This is a genomic window from Marinilabilia salmonicolor (genome assembly GCF_003003035.1).
Lineage (GTDB): Bacteria > Bacteroidota > Bacteroidia > Bacteroidales > Marinilabiliaceae > Marinilabilia > Marinilabilia salmonicolor_A.
On the sequence record NZ_PVTS01000001.1, the window covers coordinates 14,417 to 29,672 of the forward strand.

General features: G+C 43.9%; 12 protein-coding genes. 8 read left to right on the plus strand and 4 right to left on the minus strand.

Annotation, left to right across the window (positions count from 1 at the left end; translation table 11 throughout):
• Positions 1-2: 2 nt before the first annotated feature.
• Both BY457_RS00055 and BY457_RS00060 read left to right on the plus strand, forming a co-directional pair.
• Entirely contained in the window at positions 3-1,007 is a 1,005-nt protein-coding gene (locus tag BY457_RS00055) for an AAA family ATPase (RefSeq protein WP_106151304.1), read from the plus strand.
• 12 nt (positions 1,008-1,019) lie between these two features.
• Positions 1,020-2,351, plus strand: a complete 1,332-nt coding sequence (locus tag BY457_RS00060; protein WP_106151305.1) for a DUF58 domain-containing protein — start codon at positions 1,020-1,022, stop codon at positions 2,349-2,351.
• A gap of 770 nt (positions 2,352-3,121) precedes the next feature.
• Here BY457_RS00060 and BY457_RS00065 read toward each other — a convergent pair.
• On the minus strand, positions 3,122-4,528 hold the full coding sequence (locus tag BY457_RS00065) for an amidophosphoribosyltransferase (RefSeq protein ID WP_106151306.1): 1,407 nt from the start codon (positions 4,526-4,528) through the stop codon (positions 3,122-3,124).
• 459 nt (positions 4,529-4,987) lie between these two features.
• Here BY457_RS00065 and BY457_RS00070 point away from each other — a divergent pair, with 459 nt between their 5' ends.
• From BY457_RS00070 to BY457_RS00095, 6 genes are all read left to right on the plus strand, one after another.
• On the plus strand, positions 4,988-6,202 hold the full coding sequence (locus BY457_RS00070; RefSeq protein WP_106151307.1) for an ATP-binding protein: 1,215 nt from the start codon (positions 4,988-4,990) through the stop codon (positions 6,200-6,202).
• Between the two features lie 501 nt (positions 6,203-6,703).
• Positions 6,704-6,898, plus strand: a complete 195-nt coding sequence (locus BY457_RS00075) for a hypothetical protein (RefSeq protein WP_106151308.1) — start codon at positions 6,704-6,706, stop codon at positions 6,896-6,898.
• Positions 6,898-7,170 (plus strand): type II toxin-antitoxin system YafQ family toxin, encoded by a 273-nt coding sequence (locus BY457_RS00080; protein ID WP_106151309.1) that lies wholly within the window; start codon positions 6,898-6,900, stop codon positions 7,168-7,170. Before BY457_RS00075 ends, BY457_RS00080 begins: the two co-directional genes overlap by 1 nt.
• 963 nt (positions 7,171-8,133) lie before the next feature.
• The gene (locus tag BY457_RS00085; RefSeq protein ID WP_106151310.1) at positions 8,134-8,661 is read left to right on the plus strand and encodes a hypothetical protein; all 528 of its coding nucleotides are present in this window, start codon (positions 8,134-8,136) and stop codon (positions 8,659-8,661) included.
• Positions 8,662-8,683: 22 nt separating this feature from the next.
• Positions 8,684-10,495 carry a tetratricopeptide repeat-containing sensor histidine kinase gene (locus BY457_RS00090; protein WP_106151311.1) on the plus strand — a complete coding sequence of 604 codons (1,812 nt, stop codon included), beginning with the start codon at positions 8,684-8,686 and terminating at the stop codon, positions 10,493-10,495.
• Between the two features lie 3 nt (positions 10,496-10,498).
• Entirely contained in the window at positions 10,499-11,257 is a 759-nt protein-coding gene (locus tag BY457_RS00095; protein ID WP_106151312.1) for a LytR/AlgR family response regulator transcription factor, read from the plus strand.
• A gap of 95 nt (positions 11,258-11,352) precedes the next feature.
• On the opposite strand, the gene BY457_RS00100 is transcribed toward BY457_RS00095, so the two are convergent.
• The 3 genes from BY457_RS00100 to BY457_RS00110 all read right to left on the minus strand — a co-directional run bounded on the left by BY457_RS00100 (position 11,353) and on the right by BY457_RS00110 (position 15,256).
• Positions 11,353-11,949 (minus strand): AidA/PixA family protein, encoded by a 597-nt coding sequence (locus BY457_RS00100; RefSeq protein WP_106151313.1) that lies wholly within the window; start codon positions 11,947-11,949, stop codon positions 11,353-11,355.
• A gap of 413 nt (positions 11,950-12,362) precedes the next feature.
• Positions 12,363-14,621, minus strand: coding sequence for a patatin-like phospholipase family protein (locus BY457_RS00105; protein WP_106151314.1), 2,259 nt, complete (start codon positions 14,619-14,621; stop codon positions 12,363-12,365).
• 107 nt (positions 14,622-14,728) lie between these two features.
• On the minus strand, positions 14,729-15,256 hold the full coding sequence (locus BY457_RS00110; RefSeq protein WP_106151315.1) for a shikimate kinase: 528 nt from the start codon (positions 15,254-15,256) through the stop codon (positions 14,729-14,731).

A 15,256-nucleotide genomic window follows, 5' to 3' on the forward strand; every position in this document is an offset into this window, starting at 1 on the left:
TTATGGAGTTAAACAATCAAACCAATGACGACGGTAAATCTCTGTTCGAGAACCGTCTCAACGTAGAGGAGCTAAACCACGCAGCGTTTAAGATCCGCAACGAAATCGGGAAAGTAATTGTGGGCCAGGAACGGGTGCTGGACTATCTGCTTACAGCTCTGCTGGCCAACGGGCATGTTTTGCTTGAAGGGGTTCCCGGTATTGCCAAAACAATGATTGCCAAATTGCTTTCCAAATGCGTGGATACCGGTTTTTCGCGAATTCAGTTTACCCCCGACCTGATGCCATCAGACGTGCTGGGTACCATGGTTTTTCATTCGGCCCGTTCCGATTTTGAATTCAATAAAGGCCCTGTTTTTTCCAATTTTGTGCTGATCGATGAGGTTAACCGGGCCCCTGCCAAAACACAGGCGGCATTGTTTGAGGTGATGGAGGAGCGTCAGGTAACCATTGATGGACAAACACATCCGATGGAGCGTCCTTTTATTGTGCTGGCAACCCAAAACCCGGTGGAGCATGAAGGTACCTATCGGCTGCCGGAAGCCCAGCTGGACCGGTTCCTTTTCAAAATTAAAATTGATTACCCGTCGGTGGATCAGGAGGTAACCATTCTCCAAAATACTCAGGAAAGGGGTGTCGCCATGGAAATGGATCAGGTCTCCCCGGTTATCTCAGCTGAAGAGATTGTGGATTTTCAACAATTGGTGACACAGGTGAAAGTGGAACATGATATTCTGAGTTATATTGCCAATATCGTTGAGAAGACCCGGAACAACAGTAGCCTTTTCCTTGGGGCCAGCCCCAGAGCTTCAATTGCTATATTGAAATCGGCCAAGGCGTTTGCAGCATTGGAAGGTCGTGATTTTGTTACCCCCGAGGATGTTAAAGAGATGGTGGTTCCCGTGTTGAATCACAGGGTTATTCTTACTCCGGAGAAAGAGATGGAGGGGCTGAAACCCGAAAATGTGATTAAGAGGATTGTGGATTCAGTGGATGTGCCCCGATAAATAAGTCTGTGGATGACCTTTAAAGCTATATATCTTCGAAACCGTTTCTATTACGGTCTTGCATTGCTGATTGTTTTGTTTTTGCTGGGACATTTCTGGCACCTTTTTTTTGTGCTTGGATGGGTGGGGTTTGCTGTGTTCTTGTCATTGATTGTCATAGACCTGATGATGTTGTTTCCCCGACGCAAAAGAATTCTTACGGGAAGTCGAAAGCTTCCTGAAAGATTTAGCAATGGTGATGCCAATCAGGTTTCGGTGGATATTGAAAACTTCTATCCTTTCAAATGCGGACTTGAGGTGATTGAAGAGTTGCCTGATCAGTTTCAAATTCGGGATTTTTATCGGCATAAACAGCTAAATCCCGGTGAGGCATGGTCTTTTACTTACACGCTGACTCCCGTTGAACGTGGCGAATATCACTTTGGCTATCTCAATGCTTTTATCCATACACGCCAGGGTTTTCTTGGTCGCCGGATTCGCCTTGCACACCCTGCCAAAGTGAAGGTTTATCCCTCATTTATTCAGATGCGTAAGTTTGAGATAATGGCCATATCGGATCGATTGAGTGAGGTGGGCATTAAAAAAGTCCGCAAGTTTGGTCATCAAATGGAGTTTGATCAGATAAGGGAGTATATCAAAGGAGACGACATTCGTACCATCAACTGGAAAGCTACTGCCCGCAGGAATCAGTTGATGGTGAATCAGTATCAGGATGAAAAATCGCAGCAGATTTTTTCTCTAATCGACATGGGACGCACCATGCAGATGCCCTTCAACGGTCTTACATTGCTCGATTATGCCATTAATACTTCGTTGGTGCTTTCCAATATTGCCATGCTTAAGCACGATAAGGCCGGGCTCGTTACTTTCAATGAAAAGATAAAATGTATGTTGCCGGCCCGGCGCGAACCCAACCATCTCCAGCTGATTATGGAGATGCTGTACAATCAGCAAACCGGCTTTATGGAGCACAATATGGAGGCACTCTATGCCATTGTGAGGAAGAAAATTCCTCAACGAAGTCTGCTGATCTTATACACCAATTTCGAAAGTCTGAAATCGGCCCGACGGGAATTGCCTTTCCTGCGCCGCCTTGCTGCGAGTCATTTGTTGCTGGTCGTGTTTTTTGAAAATTCTGAAGTCGGCAAATTGATTTTGAATGAGGCCAACGACCTCGAAGATATCTATCGTCAGACGATTGCCGAAAAGTTTATGTTCGACAAGAAAATAATCGTTAAAGAACTCGAACGCAATGGCATTCATGCCATTCTCAGTTCCCCCGGGAAGCTTACCGTTGCTACCATGAACAAGTATCTGGAGTTTAAAGCACGTGGACTTATTTAAATGGTTTCGGGTCGAGAGTTTTGGGTTTTGTGTTCTGGGTTTTGACGCGAAGGTTCTATCGGGGGGAGTTTTTTAAAGGTTTGATGGTGTAAGTGGGAGTTTTCAGAAGTTTTCCGGACTACCCCTCGTTTCCGCACGAGGGGGCTGTTTCCCGTCGTCTCTCACGACAAATTATCTTCTGCACCACCGCTACATACCTGGAAAAGCTTCCCTATGCTACGATTTGTTGGGTTGTTCAGAAAAGCCGGCTTGAAGCCGGCTACAGAAGACCCTCAAGCTCACACACAAACACCCGGCTAAACCCGGGGGCTATTCTCATGGGTGTCATTTCTCCTGTTTCTGTCCCCAATATGTGAGATTTGGGTTTTCCAATCTTGAAGGCAACCCCGACCTTGGCAGGTAAGCCTAAAAACAAGGTTGTTTCATCGAAAAATCGTCTTTGTTTGAATCTCACGCGCACAGCAAGTGAGATGAGTTTAGACGATTTCGATGGAAGAACCGTAGTTTTTTAGAGCGAAAGCTGGCTCAGTCTTGATCTTTTTTGCCTACTTTCTTGTATCAAGACAAGAAAGTAGGTCAGGGTTAAAGGGATGAAATCCCTTTTTGGAAATAAATGTAATTATTGCATTCTCCCTACATCCGGACTACCCCTCGTTTCCGCACGAGCGGGCAATTTCCTGTCGTCTCTTACGACAAATTAACCGGCCACAGAAGATCCTCAAGTTCACACATAATCATCCGGCTAAATCCGGGGGCTATTCTCAGGATAATTACCCTTCCCCGGACCCGTCCCAACAATGGGTACACAACTGCTCTTTTGGCAATCCGATGGCTTCCACCAGATCGTCCAGCTTCTGGAATTTCAGGGTGGTTAAGCCCAGATCTTTTCGGATTTGATCTACCATTTTATGGTAGTCCTCGCTTTCCGGATCGGTGTATTTTTCGAAATCGGTATCTTCCGTTCCTTCCAGTTTAAAGATGGCTTTGCGGGTAGCCAGTTCCAGTTTGGTGCGCGACTGGCTGAAGTTCAGGTATTCACAGGGGTAAATGAGTGGGGGACAGGCTATGCGCATGTGAATTTCTTTGATGCCTTCATTGTGCAGGTCTTTCACATTGTCAGTCAGCTGGGTGCCGCGAACAATGGAGTCGTCAAGAAATATCCCCGATTTGTCCTTGAGCAGCGCCGTGTTGGGGATCAGTTTCATCTTTGCCACCAATTCACGCATATTTTGGTTTTGGGGCATAAAACTGCGCGGCCAGGTAGGCGTATATTTGGCATAAGGACGCATAAGCGGAATACCTGCCTGGTTGCTGTAACCCATGGCATGACCAATGCCCGAGTCAGGAATTCCAGCCACAAAATCGGCTTCCTGATTGTCATTTTCGGCCAGTTTCTTTCCGCACCGGTAGCGGCATTCATCCACATTGATGCCTTCGTAAAACGATGGCGGATAACCGTAATAAACCCACAGAAACGAGCAAATCTGCATCTTTTCCGAGGGTTCACGCAATACAGAATGCCCATTGGCGGTAATTTCCACTATCTCTCCGGGTCCAAGATATTTGTCAATCTGATAACCCAGGTTTTGAAAGGAGCTGGTTTCACTTACGGCACAGTAGGCGTTATCTCTTTTTCCGATTACGATGGGCGTACGCCCCATTTTATCACGGGCAGCAATGATGCGGTCTTCGTGCAAAATTAGCATGGAGCAGGAACCTTTGATGGTTGCATAAACATGCTCAATGCCTTCTTTAAAACTCGATTTTTCGCAAATCAGCATGGCCACCAGTTCTGTGGGGTTGAAACCTCCCTGGCTGGTTTCCGAAAACATTTTGTGTTGCGACAGAAACCGGTCGGCCAGTTCCTCCAGATTGTTGATTTTGGATACCGTACACAAACCAAAGCGCCCTAGGTGGGAAAAAGTGACCAGGGGCTGCGCTTCAAAATCGCTGATGATGCCAATGCCCGATTTTCCTGCAAAGTTGACAATGTCGCCCTCAAATTTGTTGCGGAAATAACCATCTTCCAGACTGTGAATTGCCCTTTGGTAGCCATCGGTAGGATTGTAGAAAGCCATTCCGGCACGCTTGGTACCCAAGTGAGAATGATAATCTGTGCCATAAAATACATCTGCTACACAGTCAACTTTTGATGTTGTTCCAAAAAAACCGCTCATTGTAAATTGTTCTAATTTTTTTTCAATTATTGATTTCGGGAAGCCACAAAAATAGAAATATTGTTCGGTTCTAAAGGTAGTTTATCGGGTTTAATTGTGAGAATATGTTGGAATGAGATTGTCGTTTTGTTACAATTAATTCCAAATGTCGGGTGGAGAGTTGCAATTTAAAGTTTTTTGTGAGATTAGCACTATGTTTTTGTAAACTCCCCGTCTCCTGGAAACTTTGAGCAGATTCTTCCTCGTACCTCCTCAGAATATCTACTTCGGCTAAAACCCGCATGCTAATCCTGCTTCAGTGGGATTCCCTAAGCATTAATTTGTTGGCCTGTCTTGATCTCATATTATGTAATGAATTACAAAAAAAATAAATAAATATTGTAATGAAATACAGGAAAAGCAAAGAAAAATTGTAATTCAAAACATAATATGCTATTTTACAGATAAAACATAATTGCAATGGAGCAACTTTATGAAATTAGCAATCGAATGGTTAATTCGGTGAAAGAAGACTTTAAGCGAAGTCTTTTTTATAAAATTAATGAAGATAATCGCTTAACAGAAATTACTGGAGCACGAGGTACAGGAAAGACTACTTTGTTGCTTCAGATTGCAAAAAAGCTTGCAACCACGGGACGAAAAGTGCTTTATGTTTCTTTGGATGTGCCTTTCTTTTTCAGAAACAGCTTGTTCGATCTGGCCGAAAATTTCTATAAGTACGGTGGGGAAGTTCTTTTTGTGGATGAAGTTCATAAGTATCCCTTAAAGCATAAGGATAGTGACTGGTCAAGGGAGATGAAGGCAGTTTATGATTCCTTCCCATCACTACAGATTTTTTATACCGGCTCGTCTGTATTGGAATTGCATCAGGGGCAGGGCGATTTAAGCCGCCGGAAGGTCAGTTATTTATTACAGGGACTTTCTTTTCGTGAGTATATTCAGTTCTATCACCACTTTGAGTTTCCTGTTATTGAGCTGGATCTTATGCTGAACTCTCATCCGGAAATTTGTAAGGATGTAATGGATAAAATAAAGGTTCTTCCGGCCTTTGAGAAATATTTAAAGATTGGTTATTACCCTTTTTTTGCGGAGAGTCCTGAGAATTATTATAGCCGGCTTTCTGAAATTATCGGAGTGGTTGTTGATGTGGATATCCCGACAGTAAGCTATGTTTCTTATGAATCGCTTCATAAAATAAAGCAATTATTGGGTGTGTTGGCAACGACCGTTCCTTATACTCCAAATTTGTCAAAACTCACTTCAGAGCTCTTTGTGGCTGATCAACGTACACTTATTAAGTACATTAATTTGCTTGAAAAGGGCGATTTAATAAAAACCATAGGCGCACATGCGGTAGGAAACAAAATTTTGAATAAGCCTGCTAAAATTTATCTGAATAATACGAACCTGATGTTTGCTATCGATGCTGAAAATTTGCAGTCGGGTACTATCCGGGAGACTTTTTTTTACAATCAGGTTGGTTTTATTAATCGTGTTTCGTATCCACCAAAGAGTGATTTTCTTGTAAATGGAAAATATCTTTTCGAAGTGGGTGGAAGGAATAAATCGAACAAACAGATTAAGAATATTAGTGAGGCCTATATTGCCGCCGATAACATAGAAATTGGTTTTGGGAATAAAATTCCCCTTTGGCTTTTTGGGTTTCTTTATTGAATGGGAATGGAGCAAAGCAAGGTGGAAAGGGAGTAGCTGTTAGCTCATAGCCCCCCGTCGGGGTGGATTTCTTTGCAAGCAAAGCGGCAGAGCCGAGCGGTAATCCACTCCGTTTTCTTTTGCTGAATTTGTAATCCAGCAAAGTCAATTGCCTGTTATTAAGTTATTTGTAAGTTGGATAAATATTTGTTTTTAGCCATAAATCATTATTTGGCTATTCCAATTTCTATGTTAATTTATCCATGTTCTGTGTTTGGTAGCGGATTACAAATCCGCAAATAAAAAACCGTGTGGATTGCAAATCCACACGGACGTTCCGGTCCGACAGTAGTGTTTCACGGGAAATCCAACCGGACGAGAGTAGTCACTCAGAATGACATTCTACTTAGAACAAACCAAAGAGCTAACAGCCACAAGCTAACTCCGTCTGAAGAATTATTTCCTCTTTAAATTGCAATATTGTTTTAGTAACTTTGTAACAAAGCTTTTATACCAAACATTATGGCAACCTATACAATACACATCAACGAGCGCACAAAAACAGGCAGAAACCTGATTGAGTTTTTAAAGTCGCTTAAAGACATTGTTACTATCAGTTCGGCAAGTGGCATTGAAGAGTCGTTACACGATTTACGAACCGGGAAAGTACATAAAGCAAAAGATGCCAATAACCTGTTAAAAGAGTGTCTTAAATAGTGTACGCTCTTGAATATACCAATCGATTTAAGAAAGACCTGAAACGTTGTAATAAAAGAGGGTATAACCTTGGTGAGCTTATAAAAGTTATTGACCTATTACAGCGAACCGGAGAACTACCTGCTATGTATAAGCCACATTTGCTTAAAGGAAAATACACCGGCCTATGGGAGTGCCATATAAAGCCAGATTGGTTGCTGATTTGGCACCAAGATAACAGCAGCCTTACCTTACTAATGATGAATACCGGAACACATTCAGATCTTTTTTAAACAGAAACATATTCTTCGTCGTTCCCCCCGTTTATCTTCCCTGGATTTGCAATCCAGCAAAAGCAATTGTCTGTTATTTAGTTATTTGTGAGTTGGGTAGATATTTGATTTTAGCCATAAATTATTATTCGGCTATTCCAATTTCTGTGTTAATTAATCCATGTTCTGTGTTTGGTAGCGGATTACAAATCCGCAAATAAGAAACCGTGTGGATTGCAAATCCACATGGACGTTCCGGTCCGACAGTAGTGTTTCACGGGAAATCCAACCGAACGAGAGGTTTTTCAAGCTTGAAAGAAACTCCCCCTCCTTTCCGCACGAGGGGGCCGTAACCCGTCGTCTCTGACGACAAACGATCCAGCCAGCGACCTGTGCCCCACGCTCTATGGCGGCTAAACAAAGAAAAGGTGTCACCACTGCCGTGGCTCAGTCTCTATATTCATAAGGTTCCTTTTTACCATACTTCCGCCACTGCCGTGGCTGTTCCATTTTGATTAGTGGATGTAAATGTTTTCTCATTTTTACTAATGGTAAAGAAGATTTTCTTTGGTAATTAGCCCTCCCGATCTATATTTTCCAGCCCCCGGAGGCGGGCGACAGTATGGTAGAAGCGGCAGTGGTGACAGATGTGGATGTTTTTATCTTCTCCCGGATTCAGCTTTCATCCCTAATCTGTGAGGTTTGGGGTTTTTCAAGATTGAAAGATACACCCGCTTATGAAACACAAGACAGATTCTTCGTCGTACCTCCTCAGAATGACAATCAGTCGGGTGTCATTCTGAGCTTGCGAAGAATCTCCAACCTATAGCCTCCACCGTCCAACCTTTCCACCCTTTCACCTTTCCACCGCTTTCTCCCCCTTCCAGTCCATTCGATTAATCCGCCCGGAAATTTCATTTTACCATTTTATTTGATAAATTCACAATCGATTAACGCTCTATTCCTAACTTAAAATTATTTGCGATGAAAAAAAAGACAATTAAAATCACCGTTGACACCGACAGTTTGATTGATTTTTTTGGAAAAGATCCCACCTGGGGAACAGCTTCCAAGCCATTGGTAGCAGATGATTTTTGTAAAATTGATGCCCCCGACATTAAATGGGAAGGCAATAAAATTTTACCGTTGGAAGCCGATACCGAGTATTTGGTTACGCTTGTTTCCAATTCTAAAAAGCACCCTGTTACCCTTTACGACAAATCGACCGGCGAAATTAATGGGGAAATCAACATGGATTTGATTACGCCTACCATTACGAAAAAGAAGGAATGGGCCGAAATATTCGACCTGGATCGCACCTCATGCGAGGCTACTCTCGATGGCCATTTGATTGTTAAGCCTACGAAGGATGACAATTTTTCTGTTTTTACCCCCGAAAAAGTAAAACTGAAAGAAAATATTTTTTATCTGATTTTTTTCAGGATTGGAGGGGCTGATAAAATGGCGGTGATTGATCCGTTGATTAAGAATACTTCAGATCCTGGTGATTAAGACAAAGAGAAAAACTTTTGAAATGAGACAAATCCTGGTACTATTGTGCGTTTATCTTTTTTTTCTTCAACTTCCGTTGGAAGCCCAGGAGGAGGTGAAAAAGAAAGAAGTTGATAGTTTGAGAAATCTTCTAAGTTCAACAAAAAATGATAGTATCAGGATTCGATTATTTTTAAAGATTTCGTCATTGCATAGGGGTGAACCTGTCGAAGCGTTAAACGCATGCAGAAATGCTTTGAACATAGCTCGGGGAAAAGAGTTAGGTTTGCTTGAGGGCCTAATTTGGGAAAATATCAGCCTTGCTTATAGAGATCTTGGAAACTATTCTGAAGCAATAGAATCCTCATTTAGAGCTTTAAGAATTTATGATGAATTAAATCTTCCAGAGAAAACTGCTTCATTAGAACTACAAATAGGCAGCCATTTTACTGCTGAAAATAATTATCCTAAAGCCATAACCTACATCTCCCAAGCCCTGAATACCTTTCAACAACGCAAAGATACCGCTAACGTAGTGTTGGCCATGATCAATCTTGGGGAGACTTACCGTTTGGCTGGCAATGCTGACAGTGCTGCCATTTTGTTTCAGGAGTGCCTGGAGCTAAATCAAAAGTTAGATAATGATAATATTGAAATCGTTAAAGGCTATGCCCGGGGAAACCTGGGGATGGTATATGCTACTCAGAATAAAGAGGAAGAAGCCATCGAACTGCTGAAGTCTGCCATGGAGATTCTGGGTGAAATGGGCGACTATTACTCCACCTCAGTGTATCAGTCGGAATTGGCCCAAATTTACATCCGGCAGGGGCAAAAGGCGAGGGGAGAGGGACTGTTGCATGATGCCCTGCAAACGGCGGAGCGGGAGAAACTGAAAGAACAAATCCGGGACATCAGCAAAGATTTGTCCCTGTTTTACGAGCAAACCGGACGCTATCAGGATGCACTGGAACTGCGAAAGCAGTACGAAGTTTACCACGACAGTCTGGTAAATATCGAAAATGTCCGCAAAACGGAACAACTGGAGAGTCAGTACTGGCTCGACCGTAAAGATGCCGATATTCGTATTCTGGAAGTGGAGAATCAGAGTAAGCGGCGGACAGTTATCATTTTGTCTTTTGGGGCTGCTGTTTTGTTGATTCTGCTTTCCATTCTTTATCGCCTGCAGATTTTGCGCAAGCGGGCCTACAAAAAAGTGGCCGAACAAAAAGACATTATAGAAAAGCGTGAAAAAGAGAAAGCCCTGCTGCTGAAAGAGTTGAACCACCGGGTAAAGAACAACCTTCAGATGGTATCGAGCATGTTCTCATTGCAGGCCGCCCAGTTTAAGGGCGAACCGGCTGCCGATGCACTGGTGGCTTCCCGCCGCCGCATCGATGCACTGATGCTCATACATCAGAAACTATATCGCGAAGATGTGGATACCCACATTCGACTGGCCGATTACATCAAAGAACTGGTGGACAATCTGGTGTATGGTTTCGGCAAAGAAGTGGACTTACATTTAGACCTTTCTACGGCCAAATTGTACATCGATCTTGCCATTCCGCTGGGAATCATCATCAATGAGCTACTGACCAACTCATTGAAATATGCATCGGGCGAAAGCAAATTGCGCATTGACGTGGCACTTAAAGAAGAAAATGATAAATTGCGATTGATTATTGCCGATAACGGGCCGGGAATTCCCGAAGGGTTCGATTTCAGGAAGAGTCGCTCTCTGGGAATGAAACTGGTTCACTCTCTCATCAGGCAGTTGCAGGGCGAACTGACCCAAACCAATGACCATGGTTGCCGATGGGAGTTATCGATGAGTTCAGACAAACTACAGAATTAATGCATGAGCAACAAGATTAGTATTCTTATTGTTGAAGATGAATTTATGATTGCCGAAGACATAGCCATGCGCCTGGAGGACATGGGCTATGAGGTAGCCGAAAAAATCGACAACGTAGATGAAGCCATCGCCTGGCTTGACGAAAACAAGGTGGATATTATGTTGGTGGATGTGAACCTGCGGGGAACTAAAACCGGCATCGACCTTGGAAGGATTGTCAACGAACGGTTTCACATCCCTTTTGTTTTCCTCACATCGCTTGCCAATCATGAAGTGGTGGAGATGGCCCGCCAGGTAAATCCTGCAGCCTATCTGCTCAAACCGTTCAACGACCGTCAGGTAAAAGTGTCAGTCGATATGGCGCTTCAGAATTTTTATGGCGACAGTGGCCGGCAAAGTGGCGAACCCAATGAAGTAAATGATGAAAAAGAGGAGTACGTGTTGAAAATGCCCGGCTGCCTCTTTCTCAGAAAAAGCACCAGCTATCACAAAGTGAATTTCAGCGACATTCTTTGGCTCGAAGCAGAAAGCAACTACACAACCATCCATACCAAAACCGAGAAATACACCTACTCCGTGGTGTTGAAAAGTTTCGAAGAAAAGCTTTTGCCCAAAGATTTCATGCGGGTGCACCGTTCCTTTATTGTCAACCTCTCCAATGTAACGGGCTTTGAAGGCAATACACTTTTTATTGACAAAACGCGGATTCCTGTAACACGAGCCGCCCAGGAGAAGGTTTTTAAGCACTTCAGAGTAATATAGAAGTATTAGAAGTGACCTGCCAGCGCTTGACCAGAGCAGCTGACAGGTCTTTCTTCCAGACAAACTGAGATAGAGAGAGAAGTTAGGATTAACGGTTAAGATGCCTCCTGAAGTTGTATTTTTGGGAACCACCTGAAAATGCAGACAGGCTTTCCTTCAGGATGCGACTTATCTATTATTTGCAGATCTATGTGATAATCCAGATTTATGTTGGATGCATTGAGGTGTGTGTCTGCTTTTATTTGTGCGTGATATTTGTAATCGGCAAATGCAGCAGCCCAAAACAGATCTGTGCCTTTAAGACCGATGGCCCGGTTTTCCTCATTGCCAACCGGATGGATGCCGGGGGTGTGATGGAAAATATCCCGCCATTCGGGATTTGAATGGGGTGCAGGAGAAACTTCTTTAATCATTACTTCGAAGGGTGAATGCTTTGAGATGTTGGTTTCCCACCATCGCAATTCATCGCCGGGAGCCGCCTTTATGGTAAGGCTGTTGGTTCCCTGGCCATTTACCACATGACGACGATCTGCCATCATATAAATGAATGGAGAGAATTGATCATCTTCGTTAATGGTGAAAACAGGGGGCTCGCTGGTTGTTAAATCGGTGTTAACTAGGGCCTTAATCCGGGAGTCTTTCAGCAGGGCTGCAGAATCCACCAATACCATCATTCCAATCACATTGCTCATTTTGCCTGGTTTTAATTGTTTAACCAAAGGCCGGGGATATTCGGTTTTTTTATGGTCTAAAAAGGCTTGGGAGGTTAATCCAATGTGAATATAGTGGCAGTATTATGTGATTCCGAAAAGAATGAGTGAATGGAACAAAAAATTGAGTGAATGGTCGTATTTTTAGAGTTTGCTTCGGGAACCGTCCACTTTTTCCTCCTCCCTGCGGTGGGCATTGCGAGTGACTACCTCAAAAAAATTGAGGAATAATGGGTCTATGATAGAACAGGATCGTCCCCGAAGGGCAAACTAGAATAACCCCGGGTTCTCGACCCGGGGTAGGTTTTTGTTTATTACAAAAATCTGTCATTGGGAGGACTCAGCCCGAAGCAATCTGAGAATATATATACGCGACCATTTTTATATGGTTAAGTTTAGAAATTAAATCCAAAATTGAAGTACCATCGTAACCTGTGGTCGGTGTTATTGCTTCCGGCTCCTAATTGTAAGGGACCCAAAAAACTATCGTATGCCAGCATTAAGCCATATCCGTAAACGGTTTCTGTTTTGTCCAGACCAATGGGCTCAATTTGCTTGGGAAGATTTATGGTGGAAAACAGCACTCCTCCCTGGATGTTCAGATGGATTTGTTGAAGGAGGCGGTATCGAAGATCGATTTCCCCCAGGGCAAAATCTTCCACCAGCTTTTCCCTGAATGAGTAACCGATAAAGTGTACTTCGTTACTGCGGTTGTTGAATGGAAGTCCTCCGATAAATGTTAAGTCGAGCAACGGAGCTGCTTTGTTTGTAAATTGCCCGGATAATCTGATGCCTGGGGTGAATTTACGACTTACCGGGAAATATTTTTGCCAATGGCCCCCCAGAGAAAAATATTGCCGGTTGGGAATGTTGGTAAGGGGTGCTACCAATTCCTTTCCGTTGCTGCTGCCTTTGTAAAGCTCTTTGCCGTCAATGTTGAATCGGTAAAAAAGATTGATTTTGGAACCTCTGACCGGGAAATATCGTCGGTTTAATGAACTGTAATTGAAATCGAACCGGGTAGAGAGAAATGTGTTTCCGAACCGCTCCACTCCTGCATAAAAGATGTCTGAAAAGCCACTTCTGTTCTGCAGCGTTGAGTGTGTGTATCGTACCGAAGTTTCCATTTGCCAGTAGGTGCCCAGATTTGTCAGGAAACCGGCATATACGGATGAATATTGTTGTTTGAACGTTCCATATTTTGAGCCGTCATCCAGGTAAACCGGCAGGTTGTTGTTTTCGTAGGTAAAGCCTGTTTTGGCTGCAGCGATTTGTTTTTCGCCCAGGTAATTAAGCTGATATACATTAAAGCGGGGTGTTTCAGATATGTCGGTGGTCAGTGAGGTGCGCGAAGAGTTCCCAAACAGGTTTCTTACGGTCAGGTTGGCCAGCAGTCCTGCTTTGTATTCATTGTCGTAATGAACTGAAAACTTGGTTTTGGCCGGATTACTTTCTTCCACTGTTAAAACCAGGACATAGCCCTTATCCAAAGGGTCGAGGTGATAGGTGATGTTTTCGAAATGACGGGTTCCCATGGCTCTTTGGATGCCTGTACGGAGCAGTTCACTGGTAATGGTATCTCCGGGTTGCACCCGCATATTACCCAGCAAAAATTGTTGGGTCGTACTTTCCTGACCATGAATCTGAATTCTGGAGACGATCTTATTCTTTGCCTTCTTTTTATTCACTTTCGGAAAAGTCCGTGGTGCGATATGGTGTTCCGCCATGAGTTTTCTGAGGGAGTCTGTCTGTTCTCTGGCAGCTTCTTCTCCCAGGAGGATGATTTCTTTGGCATTTGAAAAGCTGGCGGTATTGTATTTTTCCAGTTGCGGCGAGATCAGTAAATCTGTTCTTCTGATGGCTCTGCGCATGGCCAGGTTTCCCCCTATTGTGGCCGATGCCATTAGTATTTCGGGAAGCGTCTCAGGGCCTTCATCGTTCGGTTTGTCTTCGAAGCCAACGTTGATACCAATAATAATGTCTGCCCCCATTCTTTTGCACAAATGAACCGGATAATTGTTAAGAATTCCCCCGTCCACAAGTAACATAGAGTCTAATCGTACAGGGGAAAATACCGAAGGAATAGACATACTGGCTCTGAGTGCCGTGGTGAGGTTTCCCTGATCGAATACATACTGATTGCCGCTGATAAGGTCGGCTGCTACACATCGAAACGGAATGGGAAAGTCATCGAACGATCGGATGTCTGCCATATGCCAGCTTAACCGGGATATCAGTTCACTGATTTTTTGTCCGCGAACCAGACCTGATGGTATTTCGAGTCCCTCCCTTGTAATGTTGAATTCTACCTGATATCGGTTGTAGTCTTCTTTTTCCTGAGGCGACACCGATGAGAGCGGAATCTGATCTGAAAGCAGACTGGTCCAGGATACGCTATTTACAATTGAGTCCAGCTCTTCGGCCGTATATCCGATGGCATAGAGTCCGCCTATGATACTGCCCATGCTGGTTCCGGTGATGTAGTCCGGAACAATTCCTTCCTCTTCCAATACTCTTAATGCTCCGATATGGGCCAGTCCTTTTGCACCGCCCCCGCTCAGCACCAGCCCTATTTTAGGGCGCTCCTCCTGAGCCTGAAGCAGAACTCCTGTTGACAGGAGTATCAGTATGATTAAAAGTAAGGATTTTTGCATCTTTACAACGGGATTTTATACAAAAGTAAAAGATTCCCGGTTACGGTGCTTGGTTTACAGGTGAATAATTGATTAAACTGAATCCTGAGCATCTGAACCGACAAGATTCAGGTGTGGTTCGATTGTACCGCCTGAAGAACGATTCTGACAGAGTCTTCGGGCGAGAGACTGGTGGTGTCTGCAGTCAGTGTAGCCATTTCGTAAAAGGGAGTTCTTTGTTGCAGGGTGGTTTTGATAAAGGCCAAAAGCTCATCTCTGGTTTTGCCAGCAATTAGCGGGCGATGTTCCCTGGCAGGCATCAGACGGTCGGTGAGGGCTTCGGGCGACACTTTGAGATAGATGGTCAGCCCGTATTTGTTCATAACTTCCATATTGTCGAAGTGGCAGGGAACACCTCCTCCGGTGGCAATAACGGCCTTCCCGGATTTTGTGCTTTCATGAACGGCCAGTCGCTCAACTTCGCGGAATGTTTCTTCCCCATATCTGGCAAATATCTCTGAAATGCTCTTCCCCTCTTGTGTTTCGATGTATTTGTCCAGGTCGATAAATTTAAAATCCAGTTCACGGGCCAGCAGGCGACCAAAAGTGCTTTTGCCGCTGCCCATGAATCCGGTAAGGTATATCGGGTATCGCAT